The organism is Cnuibacter physcomitrellae, from assembly GCF_014640535.1.
GTDB lineage: Bacteria > Actinomycetota > Actinomycetes > Actinomycetales > Microbacteriaceae > Cnuibacter > Cnuibacter physcomitrellae.
Genome location: NZ_BMHD01000001.1, coordinates 1864808 through 1889643 on the forward strand (window position 1 = coordinate 1864808; position 24836 = coordinate 1889643).

Annotated in this window: 26 protein-coding genes and 1 tRNA gene; 20 read left to right on the top strand and 7 right to left on the bottom strand. The window is 67.2% G+C overall.

Annotated features, from left to right (window positions below; translation table 11 throughout):
- Positions 1-23: 23 nt before the first annotated feature.
- Both IEX69_RS08645 and IEX69_RS08650 read right to left on the bottom strand, forming a co-directional pair.
- Entirely contained in the window at positions 24-2711 is a 2688-nt protein-coding gene (locus IEX69_RS08645; protein ID WP_085020616.1) for a penicillin-binding transpeptidase domain-containing protein, read from the bottom strand.
- A complete protein-coding gene (locus IEX69_RS08650; protein ID WP_085020617.1) occupies positions 2708-3718 on the bottom strand; it encodes an FHA domain-containing protein in 1011 nt (336 codons plus the stop codon). The genes IEX69_RS08645 and IEX69_RS08650 overlap by 4 nt, the downstream gene beginning before the upstream one ends.
- A gap of 174 nt (positions 3719-3892) precedes the next feature.
- On the opposite strand from IEX69_RS08650, the gene IEX69_RS08655 reads away from it, so the two are divergent.
- From IEX69_RS08655 to IEX69_RS08730, 16 genes are all read left to right on the top strand, one after another.
- On the top strand, positions 3893-4204 hold the full coding sequence (locus IEX69_RS08655; protein ID WP_085020618.1) for a hypothetical protein: 312 nt from the start codon (positions 3893-3895) through the stop codon (positions 4202-4204).
- An 84-nt stretch (positions 4205-4288) separates the two neighbouring features.
- Positions 4289-6007, top strand: a complete 1719-nt coding sequence (locus tag IEX69_RS08660; protein WP_157127273.1) for a CocE/NonD family hydrolase — start codon at positions 4289-4291, stop codon at positions 6005-6007.
- Positions 6008-6087: 80 nt separating this feature from the next.
- Entirely contained in the window at positions 6088-8568 is a 2481-nt protein-coding gene (locus IEX69_RS08665) for a phosphoketolase family protein (RefSeq protein WP_085020619.1), read from the top strand.
- A gap of 189 nt (positions 8569-8757) precedes the next feature.
- Positions 8758-8976 (top strand): hypothetical protein, encoded by a 219-nt coding sequence (locus IEX69_RS20880; RefSeq protein WP_085020620.1) that lies wholly within the window; start codon positions 8758-8760, stop codon positions 8974-8976.
- A 10-nt stretch (positions 8977-8986) separates the two neighbouring features.
- Positions 8987-9196 carry a hypothetical protein gene (locus tag IEX69_RS08675; protein ID WP_085020621.1) on the top strand — a complete coding sequence of 70 codons (210 nt, stop codon included), beginning with the start codon at positions 8987-8989 and terminating at the stop codon, positions 9194-9196.
- Positions 9196-9546: a hypothetical protein gene (locus IEX69_RS08680; RefSeq protein WP_085020622.1), complete on the top strand. Its 351-nt coding sequence runs from the start codon at positions 9196-9198 to the stop codon at positions 9544-9546. Before IEX69_RS08675 ends, IEX69_RS08680 begins: the two co-directional genes overlap by 1 nt.
- A 91-nt stretch (positions 9547-9637) precedes the next feature.
- Positions 9638-9808 carry a hypothetical protein gene (locus IEX69_RS08685; protein ID WP_174604499.1) on the top strand — a complete coding sequence of 57 codons (171 nt, stop codon included), beginning with the start codon at positions 9638-9640 and terminating at the stop codon, positions 9806-9808.
- Between the two features lie 114 nt (positions 9809-9922).
- A tRNA-Arg gene (locus IEX69_RS08690) sits at positions 9923-9999 on the top strand.
- Positions 10000-10244: 245 nt separating this feature from the next.
- Positions 10245-10448: a helix-turn-helix transcriptional regulator gene (locus tag IEX69_RS08695; protein ID WP_085020623.1), complete on the top strand. Its 204-nt coding sequence runs from the start codon at positions 10245-10247 to the stop codon at positions 10446-10448.
- A gap of 116 nt (positions 10449-10564) precedes the next feature.
- Positions 10565-11629, top strand: a complete 1065-nt coding sequence (locus IEX69_RS08700; RefSeq protein ID WP_373284488.1) for a tyrosine-type recombinase/integrase — start codon at positions 10565-10567, stop codon at positions 11627-11629.
- 517 nt (positions 11630-12146) lie between these two features.
- Positions 12147-13082 (top strand): rep family protein, encoded by a 936-nt coding sequence (locus IEX69_RS08705; protein WP_157127274.1) that lies wholly within the window; start codon positions 12147-12149, stop codon positions 13080-13082.
- A 208-nt stretch (positions 13083-13290) separates the two neighbouring features.
- The gene (locus IEX69_RS08710) at positions 13291-13830 is read left to right on the top strand and encodes a hypothetical protein (protein ID WP_157127275.1); all 540 of its coding nucleotides are present in this window, start codon (positions 13291-13293) and stop codon (positions 13828-13830) included.
- Entirely contained in the window at positions 13823-14278 is a 456-nt protein-coding gene (locus IEX69_RS08715; protein WP_157127276.1) for a hypothetical protein, read from the top strand. Before IEX69_RS08710 ends, IEX69_RS08715 begins: the two co-directional genes overlap by 8 nt.
- A gap of 339 nt (positions 14279-14617) precedes the next feature.
- Entirely contained in the window at positions 14618-15028 is a 411-nt protein-coding gene (locus IEX69_RS08720) for a hypothetical protein (RefSeq protein ID WP_157127277.1), read from the top strand.
- Positions 15029-15541: 513 nt separating this feature from the next.
- Positions 15542-16129, top strand: coding sequence for a recombinase family protein (locus IEX69_RS08725; protein ID WP_085020627.1), 588 nt, complete (start codon positions 15542-15544; stop codon positions 16127-16129).
- 162 nt (positions 16130-16291) lie between these two features.
- Positions 16292-16600, top strand: a complete 309-nt coding sequence (locus IEX69_RS08730; RefSeq protein ID WP_157127278.1) for a hypothetical protein — start codon at positions 16292-16294, stop codon at positions 16598-16600.
- Here IEX69_RS08730 and IEX69_RS08735 read toward each other — a convergent pair.
- Genes IEX69_RS08735 through IEX69_RS08745 form a run of 3 tightly spaced genes read right to left on the bottom strand, consistent with a single transcriptional unit; the run spans position 16597 to position 18527 of the window.
- On the bottom strand, positions 16597-16812 hold the full coding sequence (locus tag IEX69_RS08735) for a hypothetical protein (RefSeq protein ID WP_085020628.1): 216 nt from the start codon (positions 16810-16812) through the stop codon (positions 16597-16599). The two genes, IEX69_RS08730 and IEX69_RS08735, sit on opposite strands and share 4 nt — an antisense overlap.
- Before the next feature lie 15 nt (positions 16813-16827).
- Positions 16828-17679: a DNA-processing protein DprA gene (locus IEX69_RS08740; protein ID WP_085020629.1), complete on the bottom strand. Its 852-nt coding sequence runs from the start codon at positions 17677-17679 to the stop codon at positions 16828-16830.
- Between the two features lie 8 nt (positions 17680-17687).
- Positions 17688-18527, bottom strand: coding sequence for a P-loop NTPase family protein (locus IEX69_RS08745; protein WP_157127279.1), 840 nt, complete (start codon positions 18525-18527; stop codon positions 17688-17690).
- Between the two features lie 214 nt (positions 18528-18741).
- Between IEX69_RS08745 and IEX69_RS08750 the strand changes: the two genes are divergently transcribed.
- Both IEX69_RS08750 and IEX69_RS08755 read left to right on the top strand, forming a co-directional pair.
- Positions 18742-19965, top strand: a complete 1224-nt coding sequence (locus IEX69_RS08750; protein WP_085020630.1) for a tyrosine-type recombinase/integrase — start codon at positions 18742-18744, stop codon at positions 19963-19965.
- A 405-nt stretch (positions 19966-20370) separates the two neighbouring features.
- Complete coding sequence (locus tag IEX69_RS08755) at positions 20371-20742, top strand: YbjQ family protein (protein WP_085020631.1); 372 nt, start codon at positions 20371-20373, stop codon at positions 20740-20742.
- A 50-nt stretch (positions 20743-20792) separates the two neighbouring features.
- On the opposite strand, the gene IEX69_RS08760 is transcribed toward IEX69_RS08755, so the two are convergent.
- Positions 20793-22013 (bottom strand): IPT/TIG domain-containing protein, encoded by a 1221-nt coding sequence (locus IEX69_RS08760; protein WP_157127280.1) that lies wholly within the window; start codon positions 22011-22013, stop codon positions 20793-20795.
- A gap of 137 nt (positions 22014-22150) precedes the next feature.
- Between IEX69_RS08760 and budA the strand changes: the two genes are divergently transcribed.
- Entirely contained in the window at positions 22151-22888 is a 738-nt protein-coding gene (gene budA / locus IEX69_RS08765) for an acetolactate decarboxylase (RefSeq protein WP_085020633.1), read from the top strand.
- Between the two features lie 164 nt (positions 22889-23052).
- On the opposite strand, the gene ald is transcribed toward budA, so the two are convergent.
- Positions 23053-24162, bottom strand: a complete 1110-nt coding sequence (gene ald, locus IEX69_RS08770; RefSeq protein ID WP_085020634.1) for an alanine dehydrogenase — start codon at positions 24160-24162, stop codon at positions 23053-23055.
- Between the two features lie 133 nt (positions 24163-24295).
- Here ald and IEX69_RS08775 point away from each other — a divergent pair, with 133 nt between their 5' ends.
- Entirely contained in the window at positions 24296-24829 is a 534-nt protein-coding gene (locus IEX69_RS08775) for an Lrp/AsnC family transcriptional regulator (RefSeq protein WP_085020635.1), read from the top strand.
- The last annotated feature ends 7 nt before the right edge of the window (positions 24830-24836 follow it).

Here is a 24836-nt window from a genome sequence, read left to right on the forward strand (position 1 = left end):
GATCGACGGGTGTCCTGTCCACGCTAGGGGAGAGTCTGCACGCACGGCGTCCCCCCATCCGGGGTGAGGGAGCCGTCGGAACGGAACCTGTCGAGCACGGTGGCCGCGACGTCGACGGCCGGGTTGTTCACGGCATCGGGTGCGACGTCGTGGATCTGGACCGTGAGGACCCACCGTGTGTCGAGGATCACGGTCACCCACGAGTCCAGTCCGGTCGTCGACACCGAGTCGGGCACCTGAGCGGTCCCCGTCTTGGCAGCGACGTCCCACTCGGTCGTGGCCATCTGCAACGTCGCGGCCGTGCCCTGGTCCACTGCGCCGCGCATCCCCTCGAGGACGGTCGCTGCCACGGCCGCGGGGAGCGGCTCGCCGATCGAGGACGGGGTGACCGACCCGTCGGAGCAGGAGCCGGGGAGGAGGTGCGGGGCCGGTGCGGCGACCTCGGGGTGAGGCCCTGCCCCTTGAGCGATCACCGCCGTCGCCGCGGCCAACGACAGCGCACTCGACTGCACGGACTCCTGGCCGTAGCCGGTGCGGGCCAGGGACGCGCTGTTCACGTCCCCATCGGCCAGCCCCGTCGTCAGCGGCGACACCGCGCCACCGTCGAACCGCAGTTCGCGCTCCGCCCCGAAGTAGCTTCGTGCCACGTCCTCGAGGCGCTGCTGGCCGAGTCGAAGCGCGAGGGCAGCCGCGGTCGTGTTGCAGCTCACCGTGAGCATGGTGACGATCCGGGTGTCAGGGCAGACGAAGCCGTCGCTGTTCTCGACGCGCTGACCGTCTACCTCCACCACCTCGGTGGAGGCGCCGGAGGCATCGATCCCGTCGAGGAGTGCTGCCGAGGCCACGATCATCTTGAACGTGGAGCCGGGCGAACCGGATCCCGTGCGAGCGTCTGAGGGCGGAAGCTCGTCGAGCGGGATGTCCGACGGTTCGAGCTGGTCGGTCGAGTACGACCCGAGTACGTCACCGGTGGGCGAGTCGAGGACCACCGCGGATCCGCGACGTCCACCGAGCGCCTCGGCGAGCGCCGTCTGAACGGAGTCGAGCATCGTGAGACGGACGTCGCCGGGGTGGCAGGGCAACGGGCGGACCACCTGGAGCACGATCTCCACGGGCTCGTGATCGCCCCCGCAGGTGAGCTGATCACCGGCGACGTCCTCGACGCCGTACGCCGCGTATCCCGGCTTCAGGTACGCGATGCCCGTGTAGAGGGAGCCGCGGGGGTACTCGCGCGCTCCGCCGGGACCTGTGGTCGCGATGACCACGCCGTCGGCGGTGCGGATGTCGCCGCGCCGGGCGCCGAGGATCGCCGCCGCGGACGGGGCAGGGGCGATCGCCGCCAGGAGGATGCCGGAGGCGGCGAAGGCAGCAGCGACCGCGATCGCGACCGCGGGCACCTCCGACGCACTCGTCCGCCGCCTGTTCCGCGCCCGCACCACGCGACCCACCCCCACCCGCACCACGCGACCCGCCCCCACCCGCACGGTCGCGGCGATCAGTCCGAGCTGCAGGAAGCAGGCCGTGGTCGCCGCGCCGGTGACCGTGAGGAAGCTCATGCTCACTCCCGAGAGGGGGATGACGCCGATCACCCCGAAGGCGGACATCACGACCTGTCCGAAGAGTGCCGCCGCGGCTCCCGATCCCACCACGGATGCCGGGCGGGTCGCCCGGGCCGAGGTGACGATGAGCGAGCCGCACACGAGGATGAGGACGGAGACCGCCGCGATGAGGGCCCCGATCCCGAGATCGGCACCCACCACCGCCGGGAGGTAGTCGGAGCGCGCGGCCGGGATGGCCGAGGCCGACGACGACGTGCCGACCCCGAGGCCCACGAAACCGCCTGTCTGCAAGGCGTGCAGCGCGGTCGAGAGCTGATACCCCGGATCGAGGACGTCGCCCCATCGGGCGCTGAGCCTCTCGCCGATGCTGGTCGACCAGACGAGGGCAGCCCCTCCAGCCACCACCGCGACGGCGGCCAGCGCCAGGGCCCCCACCCTCCTCGACCCGCTGCCCGGTCCCGGCCGCAGTGACCGGACCCGGAAGCGGTCGTCTCTCGTCGCGACGACAGCCATGACGATCAGAGCACCGAGGAGCAGGACGGCCGGACCCGAGTCCACGATCGCGAGGGCCAGCAGGTTGACGGCGAGCAGCACTCCGCCGACGAGCAGCGATCGCATGTCGCTCCGCTCCAGCGTCTTCGTCCGGGCGGGCAGCACCAGGTCGGCGAGCAACAGCCCGCTGCCGACGATCACCGCGACCCTCGTGAACTCGCCGACCTGGACCGAGCCTCCCGGGAGCTCGATGCCGCCGCTCTGGAGATCGCCGAAGAACGCCGTGGACAGCCTGGCCACCAGGGCCGCCGCGAGCAGGAAGAGCGAGACCGCCTGCAGACGCTGCGGGCGACCACGGCGGAGGACGACCGGTCCCCCCACGGCGACCAGGGCGTGGACCGCTGCGGCCGAGCACAGCACGAGGAGGATGGCAGCGGGTGCTGCCCCGAGGCGCAGCTGCATGGCGGCACCGAGCGCGACGACAGCCCAGAGGGCCGCTGACCGCATCCGGATGCCGGGCGAGACCACGAGGGTGAGCGCCGCGCACAGCGCGGTGACGGCGGCACCGACGGGCGCGTCCGCCCAGACGGGCGTCGCGGCGAGGAGGAAGACCCCTCCCGCGACGCCCGAGCCGAGCAGGACGATCAGCAGCGAGCTCATGCCCCCACCGACTCCGAGGCGGTGACCTTGACGGTGACCGTGACGAATCCGTCGCCGTCGAGCCCCAGGAGCGCTCCCTCGCCGAGGGGAAGAGGGGTGTCCTGCGACAGGCGCGACCAGCGTCCCGCCGCGTCGCGGACGAAGGTGCCCCACCTGGAGACGTCCCTCGCCACGACCCCGTCCGCGAGACGCTCCACCAGCAGGTGGCGGTTGCTGAGGCCGGGCATCTCGGGCAGCCGGAGGTCGCACGAGGCCGACCGTCCGATCGTGATGGGCCGACCGTCGAACGCCGGCATGATGAGGTCGACGTCGGGCAGGCCGGGCACGCTGAGGGTCAGGTCGATCGTCGACAGGCGTCCGGGCTCCCGGTCCACCGCAGGCATGGTGGGGATGTCGACCGGGGCGGAGGTCGGGATGTCACCCGAGACCCAGGTCGGGATCTCCTCCGTGACGGTGTCCGATGCAACGGTGTCGTGTGCAGAGGCCTGGACCCGAGCGGGCTCCTCGGTCGCTCCGTCCTCGGGGACGAACGCGGACATCCCGAGGTAGCGGACCGGGTCCTCGTCACGCGGGCTCCCGAACGGCTCCTCGAGCGGGACGAAGGACGCGACGACGTCACGATCGCCGACCTCGACGTGCACCGAGATCGACAGGACGGGGACGAACGGGAGCCCCATTCGCTCCGACTTCACCTTCATCCCCCGGTTCACCGCGCCGAGGACCACCTTCGTCGTCTTCAGGGAGTCCCGCTCCAGGACGGTGGCCTCGGGCAACGACGCCCTCACGTAGACGAACTCCGGTGCGCCCAGCTCACCGAGGACGGGGTGCGCCAGACCGACCACCTCGCGGGCGATGAGATCCGCGATGTCCCGACCCCCGCCGCGGACCCACGACCACAGCCGGCGAGCGATCGTTCCCCGCCCGCTGAAACCCTTCGAGCGGCGGCGGACCACCACGAGCACCACCACCATCACCACGATCGCGATGACGATCCCGAACCACGTCATGACTCTCTCCTTCCGTTCCCGACGACGCCGACCGCTGGCGTCGAGTGGGACGCTACGCGTGAAGGGGCGTCCCGAACGGGCCCTGACATGGCCGGTGTCACGGGCCTCCGGAAAGCGGGCCGGGCGTCCAGGATCGAGGTGTCGCGCCGGGTGGGCGCGAGGACAGGAGGAGCCATGTCGGACCTCGCACGGACGATCGAGAACGTGCTCTCCCGGTTCGGCGAGGACTACGACCCGGAGGTCGGCGCAGCCCAGGCCGAGGCGGTCGAAGCCCTGATCCGTCGCAGCTACCTCGGGCTCGACCGGGTGGCCGAGATGGTTCGGGCAGGACGCGAGCATGAAGCCGTATCGGCGCTCCGCTTTCTCGATCGCTTGCCGAGCTCGTGGGACGGGCCGTCGGTGCGCGTGATCGAGGCGTACCTCCGCGAGCGGGTATCCGCCATCATCATGGGTGCGGAGTCACCGTCGATGCCGCCCTCCTGGTGAGCACGATCGCGGTCGCGGACCCTCGAGGACACCCTCTCGCCGTTCACACGAGACGGGAGGGTGCTGAGGCGCTACCGTGAGGACGTGCGCGATCGTCCCTGGCGCCGGAGCGGCGCCGCGAGGTACGCGCTCGGGCGCGCGCGCAACGCGGTCCGGCCGCCGGTGCACGTCGTCGAGGCTCCGCGCGACCTGCGGAAGCTCCGCGACGTCGAGGTGCGGATGCGCGACGGCGTGATCCTCCGCGTCAACGTCTACCTGCCGCCCGGCGAGGGGCCGTTCCCGGTGCTGATGTCCGCGCATCCGTACGGCAAGGACAACGTGCCCCGGCGCACACGTCGCGGCTGGCGCTTCGGCGCCCAGACGCGGATCACGAACCAGTCGCTGCCGTACACGATCTCGAGCGAGACCGGATGGGAGGCGCCCGACCCCGTCACCTGGACGCGCGCCGGCTACGCGGTCGTGAACGCCGACCTGCGCGGCGCGGGCACGTCCGACGGCGTGGGCACGCTCCTCGACGACGCCGAGGCCCGCGACGTGTACGACCTCGTCGAGTGGGCCGGCGCCCAGCCGTGGTCGACGGGGGCGGTCGGGATGCTCGGGGTCTCCTACCTCGCCCTGTCGCAGTACAAGGTGGCGGGCCTGCAGCCGCCGTCGCTGAAGGCGATCTGCCCGTGGGAGGGGTTCACCGACGCGTACCGCGACTTCATGCGGCAGGGCGGGCTCGAGGAGGACGGCTTCGCCACGGTGTGGACGACCATGACCAAGCGAGGCGCCCGCCTGTCCGTGGACATCGGCCGCGAACGACATCGGCATCCCCTGCGCGACGCCTGGTGGGAGGCGATGACACCGGATCTCGGCGCGATCACCGTGCCCATGCTGGTGTGCGGGAGCTTCTCCGACGGGGAGCTGCACAGCACGGGCTCGTTCCGGGCGTTCGAGCGCGTGTCCTCCGAGCACCGCCACCTCTACACGCACCGCGCGCCGAAGTGGTGGGCGTTCTACAGCGACGCCGCCATCGCCGCCCAGCGCGCGTTCTTCGACCGGCATCTGAAGGGGGCGGACGCGCGGCCGCTGCCCCCGGTGCGGTTGGAGGTGCGCGAGCGCGGCGACCGGGTGGCCGAGGTCCGCGCCGAGCACGAGTGGCCGCTCGCTCGCACGCAGTGGCGCCCGCTCCACCTCGGGCCGGGCGGCACCCTCGTCGAGGGCCGTCCGGCGCGCGGGACGGGGTCCGCCTCGATCACCGCCCGGGGCGCGGGGCTGGCCTTCGACCTCCCCCTCGCCGACGACCTCGAGCTCACCGGCCCGATGTCGGCGCAGCTGTGGGTGTCGGTGGAGGGCGCTCCCCACGCGGCACCCGAGACGGCGGCCGACGCTGCGGCCGACGCGGCGGTCTTCGTGACCGTCGAGAAGCGGACCGGCGGGCGGTGGGTCCCGTTCGAGGGCTCCTACGGGTACGGACGCGACCGCGTGGCGCTCGGGATGCAGCGGGTCGCCGCCCGCGAGCTCGACGCCGCCGCCTCGCAGCCGGGCCGGCCGGTGCACACGTTCGCGCGCCTGCAGCCCATCGCTCCCGGCGAGATCGTGCCCGTCGACGTCGCACTCACCGCGTCCTCGACGCTGTTCCGGCGCGGCGACGTGCTGCGTCTCATCGTCACCGCGCGCGAGCCCTACCCGCGCAACCCGTTCTCCGGGCACCTCCCCGCGCACCACGCCTCCCCGCGCCGAGGCCGCGTGCGCGTGCACTGGTCCGCCGAGCATCCGTCGCACCTCCTCGTCCCGGTCGTCCCCCGCCTCCCCGCCTGACCCTCGCGGCCCCACCCTGCACCGAGGTGTTCACCGCGCCACCCCTGTGCAGGAGCGTCCCGCGTTCCTAGGCTGGCCCCATGGGACGGATCACGAAGCAGCAGAAGAAGCAGACGGATCAGGACGAGACGGCCACCGTCCCGCTCGCGGCGGTCGACGCGTGGTGGCGCGCCGCCAACTACCTGAGCGTGGGCCAGATCTACCTCCTCGACGATCCGCTGCTCGAGCATCCGCTCACGGTCGACGACACCAAGCCGAGGCTGCTCGGCCACTGGGGCACCACGCCCGGCCTCAACTTCATCTGGGCGCACCTCAACAAGCAGATCGTCGAGCGCGACGCCGACGTGATCTATCTCGCCGGCCCCGGCCACGGCGGCCCCGGCGTGGTGGCCAACGCGTGGCTCGACGGCACCTACTCGGAGCTGTTCCACCACATCCCGATGGATGCGAAGGGCATGGGCCGCCTGTTCCGCCAGTTCTCGTTCCCGGGCGGGATCCCCTCGCACGCGGCGCCCGAGACGCCGGGTTCGATCAACGAGGGCGGCGAGCTCGGCTACTCGCTCGTGCACGCCTACGGCGCCGTGCTCGACAACCCCGGCCTCATCGCCGCGTGCGTCGTCGGCGACGGCGAGGCCGAGACGGCCACGCTCGCCACGAGCTGGCACCTCAACAAGTTCGTCAACCCGGTGACGGACGGCACGGTGCTGCCGATCCTGCACCTCAACGGCTACAAGATCGCGAACCCCACGATCCTCGCGCGCATCCCGCAGGACGAGCTCGCCGCGCTGTTCACGGGCTACGGCTACTCCCCCCGGTTCGTGGAGGGCGGCTTCGACGGCGAGGACCCGATGGCGGTGCACGAGCGCTTCGCCGCGGTGCTCGCCACCGCGCTCGACGACATCGCGGAGATCCGGGAGGCGGCCGCCGCCGCGTCGGCCGACGGCAGCGAGGTCGCGCGTCCCGCGTGGCCGATGATCGTGATGCGCACCCCCAAGGGCTGGACGGGCCCCAAGGAGGTCGACGGCCTCCCCGTGGAGAACACCTGGCGAGCGCACCAGGTGCCGCTCGCCGGGCTCCGCGACAACCCGGAGCACCTGCGCCAGCTGCAGGAGTGGATGGAGAGCTACCGTCCGCACGAGCTCTTCGACGAGCAGGGCCGCCCCGCGGCCGCGCTCGACCCGAACCGGCCGAAGGGCGACCGGCGGATGAGCGCCAACCCGCACGCCAACGGCGGACTGCTGCTGAAGGCCCTCGACCTCCCGCCGCTCGACGACCTCGCGATCGACGTGTCGGAGGGCCGGGGCACCATCGCCGAGCCCACCCGGGTGCTCGGGAAGTGGCTGCGCGACGTCATGGTCGCCAACCCCGACGACTTCCGCCTCTTCGGCCCCGACGAGGTCGCCTCGAACCGCCTCGACGCCGTCTACGAGGTGACCGACAAGGAGTGGGAGGGCGAGGTCCTCCCCGTCGACGAGCACCTCGCGCCGCGCGGTCGCGTGATCGAGATGCTGAGCGAGAACCTCGCCCAGGGCCTCCTCGAGGGCTACCTGCTCACCGGACGCCACGGCCTCTTCACCTCCTACGAGGCCTTCATCCACGTCGTCGACTCGATGTTCAACCAGTACGCGAAATGGCTCGAGTCGAGCGCCGAGGTGGAGTGGCGGCGCCCGGTGTCGTCGTTCACGTACCTGCTGTCGTCCCACGTGTGGCGCCAGGACCACAACGGCTTCTCGCACCAGGACCCCGGCTTCCTCGATCACGTCGTCAACAAGCAGGCGAGCGTGGTGCGGGTCTACCTGCCGCCGGACGCGAACACCCTGCTGGTGACGGCGGAGCACTGCTTCGCCACCCGCGACTACGTCAACGTGATCGTCGCGGGCAAGCAGCCCGGCCCCACCCTCCTCTCCCTCGAGGAGGCTCGCGCGCACGGCGCCCGCGGCCTCTCGGTGTGGGAGTGGGCGGGCACCGAGGTGGAGGGGCTCGAGCCCGACGTGGTCATCGCGGCCGCCGGCGACATCCCGACGCTCGAGGCGATGGCCGCGGTGCAGATCCTGGCGAAGGAGATCCCCGATCTGCGCATCCGCTTCGTCAACGTCGTCGACCTCATGCGGCTGCAGGACGAGCGGGAGCACCCGCACGGGCTCTCCAGTGACGCGTTCGACGAGGTGTTCACGAAGGACAAGCCCGTCATCTTCGCCTTCCACGGGTATCCGTCGCTCATCCACCGACTGACGTACCGACGCACGAACCACGCGAACATCCACGTGCGCGGGTTCAAGGAGCGGGGAACGACCACGACCCCGTTCGACATGCTGATGCTCAACGACCTCGACCGGTTCCGCCTGGTCATGGACGTCGTGCAGCGCGTGCCGTCGCTGCGGGTCGCCTACGCGGGCTTCAGCCAGCGGATGGAGGACGAGCGGATCGCGCACCGCGCGTACACCCGGGCGCACGGGGAGGATCCGGCCGACGTCGCCGGCGTGGCGGGCCTGCCGTTCGCGCTCGAGCTGCCCGACCAGCCCACCGAGGACGACACGGGCGCCGACAACGCGCCGCACTGACGGGCGGGTGCCGCGGCTCCGCGCTGGTCGTGCGGAGAAACGCAGGGGATGAGGGCCTTCGAGCCGTGATGATGGACGAAGGCCGTCATCCCCTGAGTTTTCTCCGTCACCCCGTTGCGCTGGAGCCCGCCCGCGGCACGATGGAGGGAGGCGCACCGCCGCGGTGCGCCGGTATGACGGAGGTGCAGCGTGAACAAGATCCTCATCGCCCTGGCGTTCGGCGTCGGCTACGTGCTCGGAGCGCGCGCGGGACGGCGCCGGTACGAGCAGATCCGCGACAAGGCGCAGCAGGTCTGGAACGACGACCGCGTGCAGGAGGCCGTGCACAAGGCCACCGACGGAGTCGAGAAGGCGGCGTCGTCGGTCGCGTCGAAGGCCTCGGACGCGATCAAGAGCGCCCGTTCCTGAGGAGGTCCCCGTGAGCACCACGATCCCGGGACCCGAGGACGGCGACGACGCGGTCGACGCCGACGACGCCGTGCACGCGGCTTCGTCTGAATCAGTCGTCGAGGCGCCCGACGAGGAGCGGACCGTCGACCTCATCGATCCCGCCGAACCCGGCGAGCCGGTCGACTCCGAGTCCGATCCCGAGCTGCAGGGCCGCGGGCCCGCCGAGGAGGTGGGCTGATGGCCATCCGCTTGAACAAGCCCGCGCTGGAGCAGGCGCGCCGGATGGTGCGGGCGGGCGAGGTCGTGCGCGACGAGCGCGACGACTGGAGCGAGGCCGCACCGTCGGCCGCCGAGGAGAACCGCTTCATCGAGGAGCACGGCTGGACGGAGTACTCGCACTGGCATCTGGGCATCGACGACGACGAGTCGCCGGAGACCAAGGGCCGGTTCAGCTTCCCCTATGGCGACTTCTCGAAGGTGCGCCGTGGCGGGGTCATCTCGCTCGAGAGCAGGGCCGGTCAGTACGACCACGCCGAGATCGAGGAGGCCGCGAAGAAGCTCCTCGAGCTGATCGATGACGAGGGCTGAGGCGCGGGCCGTCGCTCGGCGCGGGCTGAGCGTGTCCGCCTCCTGCGCGCGTCGGACCCCCGATGTCGGTGGGTCTTCGCACAATGGACGCATGCGAACCTACGAGATGTGCGAGCGGTGCTTCGGCACCGGAGCCGACCCGGTGCAGCCGTTCGCGGAGGCGCCCGACGAGATCACCTTCTGCATCGAGTGCTTCGGCGAGGGCTGCGTCGAGGCGCTGGTCGAGGCTGTCGCCGAGCGCGGGCTGGCTCGCGCGAGCTGACGGCCTCGGTCCAGGCGGCCGTGTTCGAGACAGCCGTGTTCGAGACGGCCGTGTTCGAGACGGTGCGGAGAACGTGCTAGTCTTGATTGTCCGCCGCGAGAGCGACCGGAAACTGCGCCCTTAGCTCAGCTGGATAGAGCGTCTGACTACGGATCAGAAGGCCAGGGGTTCGAATCCCTTAGGGCGCACCACCAAGAACCCCGTCATTTCAACGAAGTGGCGGGGTTTCGCTTTACCCGCAGAACGCTCGGACAGCCACGCGGACAGCCAAACAATTCTTCAAGCGTTGACAAGCGCCCTCTGGTTGAGGCACCATGTCAGCCGACATACCGGCACGGTCAGTGCAGGGCGGGCGACAGCCCGTCGAGCAACGCATCTTGCGAAATTGTTCGTCCTCGAAAATCGTTGGCGAGCCGAAACAGCTCACATTCCAGGAATGGATGTGGTCTCCTTGGCGACCCAGAAGATTTTCTACCGCATCAACGAAGCTTGCGAGCTTCTCTCGGTCTCTCGCTCGACCTTCTACCGTCTTGTGACCGCCGGTCACCTACAGGTGGTCTACATCGGCGTCTCGCCCCGCGTGCGCCACGACGACCTTCTAGCCTTCGCTGCCTCCGCAGATCGAGGGGTGGCACTGTGACCTCCTCAGCCTCGCAGGGCACGTACTTCGAAGTAGTGAAGAACGGGCAGCTTCGGTGGAAGGCTGAGCTTGACTTTCCCCGCAAGCTTGACGGTCGCCGTGACCGACGAAGCCGCGTGTGTCTCACTCAGAAGGCTGCGAAGGCAGCTCTGAACGACCTTCGACGGGAACGGGACAATTTGGCGCAAGCTCGCGCCTCCGCCCCAACGTTCGCAGCAGCGGCGGAGCAGTGGTTCAGCGGAATTCCCAAGTCGCGAGCCCCGAAGACATTGGAGTCGTATCGATATCTCTTGGACTCCTTCGTCCTACCCACGTTCAGCGCTGTCCATGTGGACCGCATTGAGCTGGCGTCAGTACAGACCTGGCTGACGGACCTCGCTGCCGACTACAGTCCCAACACCGTGAAGCGGGCCAAACAGTGCTTCGGCGCTGTGCTCAACTTCTGCGTGAGGGCGGGCACGCTCCAGCGAAACGTAGTCGCCACAGCGCAGACGCCGGACATTGGTCCCGGTGAGGACGCAGTGTGCCAGCCGTACTCCCTGGCAGAGGTGAGGTCGCTCCTACGGGCAGCAGAGGGCTCGGACCTGTACCCCATCCTGCTCCTGGCGGTCCACTACGGCCTTCGGAGGGGCGAAGTTCTGGGGCTGACGTGGGCCGACCTGATCCTTGACGGCGACCATCCGCAGATTCGCATCCGCGGTTCGCTCCATGAAGCACGAGGCATCGCGCGCGAGAGCGGGGTGCGGCCAACCGAGGTCAAGCTCGGCGCGACGAAGACCAGAAGTTCCAGACGCACGATTGCCATCGCCCCTCCGATTGCCGACGCCCTCCGACAGCGGCGCGACCGTCAGGAAGAGTGGCAGGAGGCTGCGGGCGACTCATGGACGCGCAACCCGTTGAATCTCGTCTTCACTGATCGGTTTGGAGCACCGCTGTACCCGACATCGGTCGCACGGAGCTTCCAGCGCCTCGCCGCGAAGGCCGGACTGCGGCGCATCAGATTTCACGACCTCCGCCACACCGCGGCAGTCATGATGCTGGAAGCCGGAACCCCCATCGAGTCCGTCTCGCAAGCACTGGGTCATGCCAGCATCGAGATAACCAAACGGGTCTACGCGCCGTACGTCCAAGCGCTGATCGACCGGGCAGCTCACGCGGTAACGGTCTACATCGGAGTCTGAGCGGCCCTCAGGAGCAGTTCTCAGGCACTTTCGCGAGCGCCGGGGGTACTTAAACGCCTGGGAGCCCTGAGAGGCCTGCGCAGCCTTCCTTGCCTCTTTCGCCAGGTTTCGCTCGACGACTACAGCCGCCGCCTCCACGACCTCAATTGCCAGGTCCGTATCGTGGCGCAGTGCCGCCACGAAGGAATCGACAGCCGGTCCTAGCGCGTCTCGTCGGGCGTGAATCTTCTCGCGCATTCTCTCGCGCAGATGGTTAGGCATGACTCAATTTTAGCCTAGTAACCATGCTAAAATCGCTGATGAACGTCGGTTTTCAGTGTCCCGGATCGTTCGAATAGCCCCCCGTCGAGTCGTACGCCAACACGGACTCCGGGGGGCTTCGACATTCCCGAAATAAGCTCGAAACACACGCATTGGGTTTTGTCAATACCCAGGATGATAAAATTTCTCATGTCTGGCGCAGACCCCATTGGCGTGGGGTGCCGACCATCCGAACCACTGACCCCGCCAGGAAACCATGGCAGCACCCACCACAGTCTTTATTCCCTCTGAGGAGTACAACGCTACAAACGACCGCGACCTCGAACGCGCCCATCACGACTACACAGCCATTCCGCGCCTCGGCGCTTGCGGCTCGACTCGCGTCAGCGACAACCCAAAGAGCGCACGAAAGTACTGCAACAGACCGTTGGTGTGTCCGCGGTGCGCAGCACGCGCGGCGGACTCCTACACTGCAAGGTTCGCCCCGCTACTCGCGGCTACGCCGCCCATGGCGTTCGTGACCAACACCCTGAGCCCGACCGACGCCAAGAACCTGGCCGCGGCGAATGACGAACTCCGCCGCACACACGCCCTTGCCCGGCAAGGTGCAGCCGGTAGAAAATTCATGAAAGATCACTCGATCCTCGGCACCTTCCGCCGAATTGAGTACACCGTCTCCGCCGATGGGGACTGGCACCCGCACACGCACGAAATCCTCGTGCTCGATCCATCGTCCTCACAGATGGACGCAGCAGCCGCAGGAGCTGCCTGGAGGGATCGGTTCGTCTCCAAGGCCCATAGTCAGGACATCGACGCCCTGGCCCGCTCAGAGGACTCCTCCGCCGTCAGGCGTGCCCCTCAGGACCAATGGGCCGTCGTCTACTACACCATGAAGTCAGGCTTCGAGAACGGCGGGAAGGTCGGATTCCACAAGCCTGATTTCGGCGCAGCCTTCGACACCTTCACCGGAGGCAGGAGTCTCCGTGACCTCATCGACGCAGGAGCAGGAAAAAACATGAATATTCCCAACTTTGACGACCCTGAGCCTGCCGATTATCTATCGGACGAGTACGGCTACGAGGCCAGGGCACGCCTCAGGGAGCTTGACGAGCTACCTACTCAGAAGACGTACACCGCGAGCGCCGACATGTTCACCGACGCCTTCACCCAGCGCCTCTGGGATCGCTTCTAGGGCGACACGCCGCGGTGTGGGTCATTTATGTGCATCACGCCCCCGCCATTCCGGGAATGTGGCGCGATGACCCGTCGCCAGCCGTAATAGTTCACGTAACTCTACCTACAAAAAGGACGATAGTAGTAGTAGAAGAACTTTAGTATTTCTGCTCAGGTTCTTTCGGTGGTCGAAAAATCGTCCGCCCCTCTACCGAAACTTGCACGTGATGTCGAGACCTTCAGCCCTAGAGCAACACCCCGACCGCGGAGCCATTGAGTTGGCGCTCCTGTCAGGCGGGAGTGTGGCGGAAATTTCCAGCGTCCACGGAATATCGCAGAGCGCTCTCTACGTCGCTCGGGCTCGTCTCCGAGAGGATGCCGAGGCAGCACAGGCAGCCGCCAGCCTCAACTCGACCGAGGGAGTGGCTACCGCGCTCGCGAAACTGGTGACCCGCGCCGAGATTATTGCTGAGCGCGCAGGTGAAGCCGGACAGGATCGCCTCCGCCTCCAGGCTCTGGAGTCACAGCGCCGCGCCCTCGTGGAACTTTCCAAAATCACAGAGACCCTACGCGGCTTCCCGCGCACCAGCGACTCCGACGCCGACGCCTTCGTACTGGCGATGCGCGACATGTTGCTAGAGCGACCGCGAGAACTTACGACAGACCTACTTAGCAGGCTGAAGACGCACGGGGCGAGCGACCGTCTGGTGAGCGCGATGACCGAATTCCGAGACCGACTCCCCGAGGAAGGGGCATCCGATGACTGAAGCAACCCGTATTCCCGAGGTCGGCGACGTTCTTCACGTACTCGGACCGTCGATCCCGTGGCCGATTCGTCGTGGCGTCATCGGTGTCTGCGAGACCCGCCGTCGTGGTGACACCCTTTTCGTGACTGACATCGTGGTCGAGTATTTCTCACAGGGCGGCGACAATATTTTCCAGCATGTGGGTGAGGAAGGGGCTCAGCTTGGCTGGGGGGCCTGGCCTCAAGGTGAGCGCGCCAGCCTGCCAGGGTCACCGGAACGCCTTGCTGAACGCCACGCAGCGCGAGAAGTTGCATGGAAGATCGCGGACCCCGCAGAGCGAGCTCGGCGTCTTCGTGAGATTGACGAGACGATCGCCCCGGCTCCCAAGACCTCGAAGACGCTCGCAAAGTACGGCGCTCAGAAGTCAACGTTCAACCGCGAGCGCCAGGACGGCGGGGTCTCCGAATGACGCAAACTCGGGCCTCTCAAACCTTCCGTAGCCTGGTGCGTACGATCTTGGCCGTGGCAGCGGGAGACGCCACGGTCGGATACCGAGACGGCAGCCCCGGCCAGCTTGCCCCAGGAACGCAGATCACCGGTCTGCCCGGAGACTGGTCCGTCGTGACGAGCACCAGCGCCGCGAGCAGTCGCATCAGCCTCGCGCTCGATTCTGCCAGAGCAGCAGCGAATGCAGACGGTCGGACGCGTTACGCCGCTGTGCTTCCTCGCGCCGGTGCCACCTACGGCGGGAGCTACGTCGTGACCGACCTCGACACCTTTTCAGACCTCATTAGGGAGGCGGCGAACGATGAGTAGCGTCGAGCACGTCGAGTGGAGCGGCTTGCAGTGGCGGCTCGACCGAGCATCTGGAGAAGTGAGCGTTTACACTCTCGCTGGCGAGCCCCTTAGAAACCTAGGACTGCTGGACACCAAGGCCGCAAAAAAGCTTCTGTTCGACCCGACAAACAATGTCCGCCCCCCAGAAGCGGAAGGCAGCGATGAACGCCGCCAGAAGCACCTTGAGGACGTTCAGCGAAAGGTGAGGGCCGAGGGCCGCCGCCTGGTTCAATTAAGTTACGAGACCCAGCAGCGCTACCACGACGCAATGGACCTCCTCGCCGGGGTGAAGTCAGGCCAGGCTGACCGATCCGCCAGACGCCGAGCGACCCTCTACGTCCAGTCGATCCGCCGTTGGCTTCGGGGAGAAGACGACGGCTGACAAAGACCACCGGGGCGGATGACAAAAATTGACAATCGCTGGTACACCCAAAATGGTTCGCCCCGGTACTGATCCCCGCTCCCTGCGACATCCATCACTCATTCAAGGAGCGCTGGCGCTAAATGTTTCAAAGCGCAGGGGGCGGGCTCACAACTTCACAGACAACCCCTTGACCGTCTTTTAGAGTAGGCGCGGCTAAGGGGGGCGACGGACTAGTGACCCGTCGCCGGGCGAGTTGCGTTTTAGTCATTGGGGCGCGACTCGCCCTCTAGCTTCCCTCAGGGTGTGTATGCGGATATCTCCGCCGCGAGGGGAGGGCGGCGGCACTGTTCCTGTAAGGGCGGGCAGTGCCGCCGTCATATCTTTTTGCTCTCTCAAAAACGATGCTCAGATGAGAGACGGTCGTGATCACAGATGACCGCGCCAGGTCGCGAGTCGCCCGGCATATGGGGCTTTCAAAACTCGTGCGTTATTGACTTGCATAAAGGGTCGGGTAGATGAGAGAGTAGTCATATGACATCCTCCACCGGCACCCGCATTGGCTACGTCCGCGTCTCGACAGGGAAGCAAGACGAGCAGCTACAGCACGACGCACTCGATGGAGCCAAGGTGTTGAAGCGCAACCGGTATACCGATCACGGCATCTCGGGCTCGAAGACCTCCCGTCCTGGACTGGATGCCATGCTGGCCGATGTGGAGCCGGGCGACACCATCGTTGTCTACAAGCTCGACAGGATCGGGCGTAGCACTGCACACGTCGCATCCCTGCTTGCGGACCTCACCGAGCGCGGTGTGTTCATTGAGAGCATCAGCGACGGGCTCAACTCCTCCACCCTTACCGGTCGCGCCATGTTGCAGATGCTGGCAATCTTCGCGGAGATGGAGAGGTCATTCATTCAGGAGCGAACGGTCGCCGGACTCGCAGCAGCCAAGGCACAGGGCCGCGTCGGCGGTCGCCCACGCAAGGGTGACACTGCCCTCTCTCGCAAGGCTCAGACCCTCCGTGACGGCGGTCACCCTGTCCCTGAGATTGCTAAGACCTTGGAGGTGTCGGCGGCGACGATCTACCGCATCACGAAGGCTCCCATCCAAGGGCAGTAACCCTGCCACGGCTTCGCTTTGCCACCCAGCCAGCGTTTGCTCACAGCCCCGATGCAGCCCCCTCACTACATCGGGGCATTTTCCATTTCCTGAAATCGAAGCGAAACATGGATTGCCTGATCAGGTGGCATTTAAATGTACGATGCATCGTACAATTGATATATGACACTTCCTCCAATATCTCTCGAACTGAATGCCGAGCTAGAAGCCATCGGCGGCCACCTAGAGCGCGCAGAAGAGGCGCTGGATACCGTTGAGCGGGCATATGCCGCCGTCATTGCGGATGCAACAGCCCTTAGCGGCCTCAGGGCCGTAGCAGAGCGACTAGGCGTCTCCCACGACACCATCCGACGATGGACACTCGCCCACGAGCAGCAGAGTGAGGACATGCGCGGCCTAGTGGCTGAGGATCGCGCAGCGCTCCTCGCAGCGGACCCCTATGCCGACCTCAGATCCTTGAACCTCGTTTAGCGTCCGAGGATTCTGGCCAGCGCAGAAACAGCCTCCTCCGGGTTCGGAAACGATCCCGCATCGTGCAATATCTCGCTGACGCCGAGGCTGTCCGCGTGCTCGATATGCCATAGACCGGTGCGGTCGCACTCAATACGCCAAGCCGTCTCCCGCAGGTCTGCGTCAAGAACGATATAAGACTGCTCATCGATGCCCCGAGCCAGGTAGAACATGGAGCGCTGAGATGCCTAGAACAAACGTGGCTCGTCTGGGCTTTGGTTGGCTCGAAGAGCGAGTAGGCGGTCATAGAGGTGAGCTGGCGTTCTGATGGGCTCAGCGCCGTCCGCGAGTAGCTTCCTGTTCCCCGCGGGCGTCGATTCTCCAAAGTCGGCCACAAGCACAGGGCGACCGATCTTCATCGCGCCCTCTCCTGCCGCGAGTGTTCCACCTTTCTCGCCAGCCTCAATGACTACCAGCGCCTCGCTGAGACCATAGATGATGGCGTTGCGCGCCATAGCAGCGTGAGCCTGCCAAGTCTGAGACGGCGCGAACTGCGAAAGAACCAAGGTTCGCGAGGGATCGAAGTCGGCCTTGAAGTCACGCTTCACTCTAAAAAAGTCGATGCCCTCCGCCAGGACGATAACGGTGGAGCCCCCGGACCGCAGAGCAGCCAAGTGAGTCGCGGTGTCCACACCTTTCGCGTATCCCGAGACGATGGTTAGGCCCAGTTCGCTGACCGCAATGCCGCTGCGCTCCGCTGCCTCCAGCCCCTTCAGACTCACATTCCTTGAGCCGCACATCCCCACGCCCTTCGCGTAAAACAAGTCCTTGTTTCCGCGATAGAAGATGATGGGCATCAACGGACGCCCATTCACGACAAGGTTCTGAGGAAAATCGTCATCGCCGAAGATCACGGCTCCGATTCCGTCGTCTTCCATCTCGTGTGCCTTATGCCGTACGTCCACCTGCGTGGCGTGGTCTAGGCGCTCGAAAGCCTCGCTTAATCCGCTGTGCCCGTCGAGCTTGAGCGCAGCGGTAATTCGAGCCGGAGTCCGAAGGCTCTCGAATGCGCCCAAGGCCAGCTCGACAGTGCCCGTCATCGTCTCAATCAATTCCGCATCGCTCTCGCAACATTCAGCGTCAGCACCTCTGTACCACCAGCCGCCCTTACGGCGCGCGCAGCCGCGTCAAGCGTCGCACCGGTATGGAACACGTCATCGAAGATCAACACTCGCCCTGAGACTACTTCTTCGAGAGTAAAGACATCCGTGAGTTCACGCAGTCCCTCCTCCTTCTGCTCGGCGCGTGGGCCCGGTGCCGTCATTGCAACGTAGCGCTTGCCCGTAGCCTTCGCTAAAGCCTTCGCGATGGTCTCCGCATAGCTCTTTCCGTCTGCCTTGTGACCCGGGGGTGCCGTCAATACCTCAGTCACGGAGTACTCCGGATGCCGTGCCACGAAGTCCACCAGAGCGTCATGCATCTGAGCGCGCGCCTTCTGCGAACCAGTGCCGTTCGGGTAGGGCGCATGCTTCGTGTAATTGATCCAACGGCCAGCATCGCTGACCACAAGATTTAGCTCCGCGTCGGGCCTTTTGTACCAGTCCAAAGCCATGCTGAGGTCGACCTCTGCTCGCTGGTTGAGAGTGAGACACGTTGAAAGCAGGTCGAGGAAATCATCTAGCCCTGCCGGTATCCCGTCCGGGAAATAGAACGCATGGGTCCATTCGAGGCTCTTCTCTTCCGATACAGCTATCTCCTGGCAGGCACTGCCAGCGGCGCGAGCCACCTGCGACGCGACCTCTGACGACGTACACAGAGCAAGAATCTGACCTTGCCTGCCGTCGCGAGGCGGAAAAACCTCGAACCTCTGAAGCTTCGCACCCCGACTGTCCGGGAGAAAGGCTGGAACATTGACGAAGTAACCCACGGTGGCGCCCCCTGCATCCATGCAATGACGGTAGATGTCACCACTGACACCGACTCGTCAAGAGCCGACCCCCGGCCCTAGATCGAAGCGTAGCCGCTCGCGTCCCGCACCGTGCAGAATGCCCCACCTAGGAGCGGTACCGAGGCGATCTGCGGGTAAGTGAAGCGCGGAGCGGCGTGAGCGCATCCCAGACCAGCAGTCCGCTCGCTTCGCTAGACCCCGGTAAGTTTGCGTCATGAATGCGGGGGGCAAGGTCGATTGGCGACGCCAGACAGCTCTGTATCTCCTTGATCGCGACCTGAAAGAGTCCACGAAAAGTGGCTACCGGTTGAGCTTGAACAAATACCTCGACTGGTGCGCGACATACGGCCTTGAAGCTGATGAGGTGCAACCCCTCGAGCTCCAGGACTACGCAGAGCACTTGCGCCGCGTGCCACTAGCTGCCGCGACCATCGAGCACGAGATGCGGGCCGTGAAGCTGTTCTACAGATGGCTGCACGAGCGCCAGCTGATCAAGTCGGACCCCGCGCGCGATATCAGGTTCTCCTTCCAGCAGCCGCAGGTGCGCCCAGTCCCCACCGTGGAGCAGCTTCGTTCGATGTGGTCAAGCGACCTCTCCGCACTCAATCGCGTCATCGTGGGGCTAATGGCGATTGGCGGCATGAAGCCCCGCGAGATAGTCGCCGCAGACGTACTCGACCTGGGACGAGCGGAGGGCGTCGAGATTCTGCGAGTAGCAGGTCGTCGGCGTCCCGGGGAGGCTCCCTACGTGGTGCTTCACGCTTCGGTTGCGGCGGCGATCCACGAGTACATCGGCGAAAGGAATGATGGACCGCTGTTGCTGACCAGCGTCGGGAGACGGTTCACAATCGCCCCCCTGACGCGAAGAGTTGATCGGATCGGCAAGGACGCCAAACTGCCATTCAAACTGTTCCCACTGACCCTCTCCTTCACGCTTCGAGCGATAGCTATCGAGCAGGGGTTTGCTTATCCAAGCGTGATCAGATCGGTCGGTGAGATGGAGACGCGCCGACTGGCAGAGTGGGTATCTCGCGCCCCGGCGAACATGGACGATCATGCCTCGCTCAGGCTGGCCCGGCTCATCACGCTCGATCAATCTTCGCCGGAAGTTCGGCTCGGGCAGGCATCCGACGCCCTCAAGCACAGCGAGGGTCCGCCAGCGGTCGCCGCAGCTTACGCCGGAGCGATTCTGGAGCGCCACCTACGCGGTACGTGCCTGCGACTTGAGATACCGGTGCGAGCGGAAAACGGGAAACTGAGCACCTACGCGGCTCAACTGAAGGCTCGTAGCATGATCACGACCGCTGATATCCAGATCATCAACCGCATCCAGATCATCCGGGATGACGCAGCCCACGGATGGTTTGAGAAAGTCGGCAACGATGAGGCAAGCTGGCTCATCCGGGAAGCGCAGAGCCTGATCGCCCGGATGCCCTAGTGGGGGGCAGCACGGGAGCATCCTTCCGAGCGGCGGACAGCCACGCGGACAGCCACACCCGTGCGACAACCTGACACATCCAGGAACACGAACTGCGAGACTTCCGCTAGATTCCAGGCATGACGACACACCCTGAGACGGGGGTGGACACGGTTCGTAGAACTACGGATCAGAAGGCCAGGGGTTCGAATCCCTTAGGGCGCACACTGTGTTGAGACAGTGCACGAAGGCCCCGAGCGTCAGCTCGGGGCCTTCGTCTTTCCCCGCTGATCTCCCTCCCACCTTTCTCCTGGCCGAGTCATAGGCTCGTCTTGGCGGGACCGCCCAGGATCGGTGCCGCAGCGCATCCGCGCACACCGCATCCGCGCGCATCCGCGCACGGGATCAGCACGAGGGGAGCCGAGAATGTTCGTCGTCACCACCAATGACGTCCCGGGGTATCGCATCACGCAGGTGTTCGGAGAGGTCATGGGCCTGACGGTCCGCTCGGCCAACTTCGGCCAGAACTTCACCGCCGGCTTCCGCTCGCTCGCGGGCGGCGAGATGCCGGAGTACACGAAGGTCATCTACGAGTCGCGCTGGGAGGTCATGCAGCGGATGTGGGCCGAGGCGCAGCAGCGCGGCGCCAACGCGGTCGTCGCCTTCCGGTTCGACTCCGGCTCGATCGGCAACTTCACCGAGTTCTGTGCGTACGGCACCGCCGTCGTGCTCGAGCCGATCGACGGGGCCGCCCCCGCGGCTCCGTCGCAGGCCGGGACCGCTCAGCCCGGGACCTGATCCTCACCGCTGCCATGACGCTGCCGCTGCCGCGTCGCGCGCGCCTCGCGTCAGGCGCGGCGGCGGCGCACCGCGGCGGTGGCGAGGAGCGCGCCGAGCCCGAGCGCGAGGACGCCCGCGCCGAGTCCGAGGGTCGGCACCGGGTCGGCGCCGGTCGCGGCGAGCGTCGTGGTCCCGGTGCTCGCGGGCGTGACCGGGTTCACGGGGTTCACCGGGTTCACGGGGACTACCGGGGCGACGTAGGTGTAGAGCAGGGATGCGCTGACCCCGGCCGAGGAGGTGACGGTCACGGTGACGTCACCCGCGGCGTGGGCGGGAGCCGTGGCGGTGAGCGACGTGCCGGTCGGGTCGATGGCGACCACCGTGGCGGGGACTCCGCCGAAGTCCACGGTGGTGCCGGTGGTGAACCCGGCGCCCGTGATGGTCACCGTCTCGCCACCCGCGGTCGACCCGCTGGTCGGCGTGATCGCCGAGAGCGACAGCGGCACCGGGGTGAGGCAGGACGCGCCCGCCAGGACCAGGTTCGCGACGACCGTCGCCGGAACCGCCTGCTCGTTCGCGGTGCCCTCGAAGAGCGTGCCCTCGATCGCGATCTGCACGGCGAGTGCGATCGAGACCGCGCCCTCGGCGCCCGTCTCCTCGAGCTGGCCGATGCGCACCTCGAGGTCGATGCCGCTGAGGTCCTGGACGTCCGACGGGTCGTCCCCGACCTGGACCGCGGAACCGAGCGGCTGAGAGGCGACGTAGCCCTGCGGGAGCGAGTCGAGGTCGACGGGGATGCCGAAGACCGTCAGGCCGGAGGTGTCCAGCGTCGCCTGGCCGTCTTGTCCGACCTCGCAGATGGTCGCCGCCGATGCGTTCGCCAGTCCCAGCACACTCAGGCCGAGGAAGTCGAGAGACGAGTCCAGGACGGCACTGGCGGCCCCCGATGCGTCAGGGCTGCTGAACACGGCGCTCGACACAGAGCCGGCGGTCAGGCTCGCCAGGCCGGGGATGCCGGCGTCCAGGAGAGTGACGTTCGCGTTGCTCGATGCGTCCTGCTGGCCGACCTCGACGTGCAGCACCCCGTAGGCGCTCTGCTGCTGATAGACCAGGAAGTCGCCGAGGGTCACGTCGACCTGAGCGGCGGCGCCCACCGTCGATGCCTGTCCCAGGCCGACGACCGGCAACGGATCGGCGGACGCGGGGCCCGCGATCAGGAGGGTGGAACCCCCGACGAGCACGGCGGCGGTCGCGCCGGCGACCACTCTCGAAGACAGACGTGACAGCACGGTGGTTCCCCCCAGATGAACGTGCCCACCCTCGTCGGCATGGCAACGCTCTCAGGGTATCCGAGGGTTCGCATCCCGTCGACTGGTATCGGTTCCCAGCGTCCCGGATCGACGCGGCGGCTTGATACTGTCGCTGCGTGACGAGAGCGGCCATCCGACCCGGGGCGACCCTCACCCAGTTCTCCGTGATCGAGGCGCTGATGGTGGGCGACTACGACGGCGTCTTCCGGATGCGCGACGCGCTCCGGTTCGGCGACGTCGGCATCGGCTGCACGGACCGCATCGAGGCCGAGGTGGTCGTGCTCGACGGGCGGCCGTGGCAGTGCCGCAGCGACGGGAGCTGCAGCCCGTTGGATCCGGATGCGCTCCTGCCCTTCGTCGAGATGTGCCACCTCGATCCCGACGCGGTCGTGCATCCGCTCGGCGAGATCACCCACGACGAGCTGGCCGCCGCCGTCGACGGGGCGCTGGCCAGCCGGAACCACTTCCACGCGATCCGGGTGGACGGGGAGTTCTCGCGGGTGAGGATCCGCGCAACGCCGGCGCAGACGCCGCCCTACCGGCCGCTCGCCGAGGTGGCGAAGGAGCAGGTCGAGCACGAGCTCGTCGAGATGACGGGCACCCTCATCGGCTTCTGGTCGCCGAGCATCTACCAGGGCATCACCGTCGCGGGACTGCACCTGCACTTCCTGACCGACGACCGGAGCACCGGCGGGCACGTCCTCGACGTCGTGACCACCCGCGGCGCGATGCGGGTCTCCGCCTATGCGGACTTCGACCTGCGCCTGCCCGAGTCGGGCGCCTTCCTCGGCTCGTCCCTCTCGGGCGACCTCGACGCGGAGATCGTCGCCGTCGAGGGCCGCACCGCCCACTGACCCCACAGCCCCGCGGCCGCCCACGTGGCCCTGGCGGGTGGGGCTTTGTCCCGTTTTCCGTCGCGAATCGCGCGAAAGGCGACGGAAATCTGGACAAAGCCCGGCCTCCCGAGCGGAGCGCGGGCTCGGGCGGGGGCGGGGCCGGGGGACAAACCCGCGGCGACCTACAGGAGGGCGCCGAGGGGGGTGAGCTCGAAGCGGGGGAAGGCGGCGGCGGTGGGGGCGTGGGTGAGGCGGCCGTCGACCGTGGAGACGGCGGAGGCGAGGGCGGGGTCGCGGTCGACCGCGCCGCGCCAGCCGAGGTCGGCGAGGCGCACGACGTACGGCATCGTCGCGTTGGTGAGCGCCGCGGTGGAGGTGGCGGAGACCGCGCCCGGCATGTTCGCGACGCAGTAGAAGAGCACGTCGCCGACGCGGTAGGTGGGGTCGTCGTGGGTGGTGGGACGGGAGTCCTCGAAGCAGCCGCCCTGGTCGATCGCGATGTCGACGAGGACCGAGCCCGGACGCATCCGCATCACGAGGTCGTGCGAGACGAGCTTCGGCGCCGCAGCTCCCGGCACCAGCACGGCCCCGATCACGAGGTCGGCGTCGAGCACGCTCCGCTCGATCTCGTACGCGTTCGAGACGACGGTCTTCACCCGCCCGGCGTAGATCTCGTCGAGGTGGTGCAGTCGCGGGATCGAGAGGTCGAGCACGGTCACGTCGGCTCCCGCCGCCACCGCCTGCTGCACCGCGTTCGCGCCCGCCTGCCCTCCGCCGATCACGACGACCTTCGCCGGACGCACGCCCGGCACCCCGCCGAGCAGCACCCCGCGCCCGCCGCGGCTGCCCATCAGGTGGTATCCGCCCACGAGCACCGAGAGGCGCCCCGCGACCTCGCTCATCGGGGCCAGCAGCGGCAGCGACCCGTCCGCGAGCTGCACGGTCTCGTACGCGAGGGCCGCGGTGCGGGAGGCGAGCAGCGCCTCGACCAGCGACTCGGCCGCCGCGAGATGGAGGTAGGTGAACAGCAGCTGCCCATCGCGCATCCGGCCGTACTCGGGCTCGATGGGCTCCTTCACCTTGACGACCATCTCGGCCGACCAGACGGTGTCGACGTCGACCATCCGCGCGCCCGCCGCCTCGTACTCGGAGTCGGGGATGGACGACCCGACGCCGGCGCCGTGCTCCACCATGACCTGGTGGCCGTGGCGCGCGAGCTCGAACACTCCCGCGGGCGTCATCGAGACGCGGTTCTCGTTGTTCTTGATCTCCTTCGGGACACCGACGAACATCCGTTGCTCCTGCTCTCGATTCGGCCAGACGGAGGAAGTATGCCGCGACGCACCATGCTTGTCAGCACATCCGCATAAGATTCGGTCGAGCGCCGATCTGCCGCTCACGATCCGAACAGGATGCGGAGCCCGCATGACCCAGGCACCACCCGACCTCGACGAGACCGACGAGCGCATCGTTTGGGAGCTCACCCGCGACGGCCGGCTCAGCAACAAGGAGCTCGCGGAGCGCATCGGCGTGGCCCCGTCGACCTGTCTCGCCCGGGTGCGCGCCCTGCGCGAGAGCGGCGTGCTCCGGTCGTTCCACGCCTCGCCCGACTGGGATGCGCTGGGCCTGCCCATCCAGGCCATCGTCGCGGTGCGGCTCAAGGCGCAGGCGCGGGCGCAGATCCGCTCGTACGCGCAGCGCGTGGTCACCCTGCCGAACGTGCTCAACGTGTTCTTCCTCGGCGGGGCGGACGACTTCTTCATCCACGTCGCCTGCGCGTCGACGTCGCAGCTGCGCGACTTCGTCGCCACCGAGCTGAGCATGGACGACTCGGTGGCCTCGACGCAGACGAACATCGTGTTCGACCACCTCTCCGGCATGGAGCACATGGCCGAGTCGGGCAGCTGGCGCGACGTGCGCGCCGCCATCCCCTCGGTGGGCCCCTCGCGCGTGCGCTGAGAGCTGC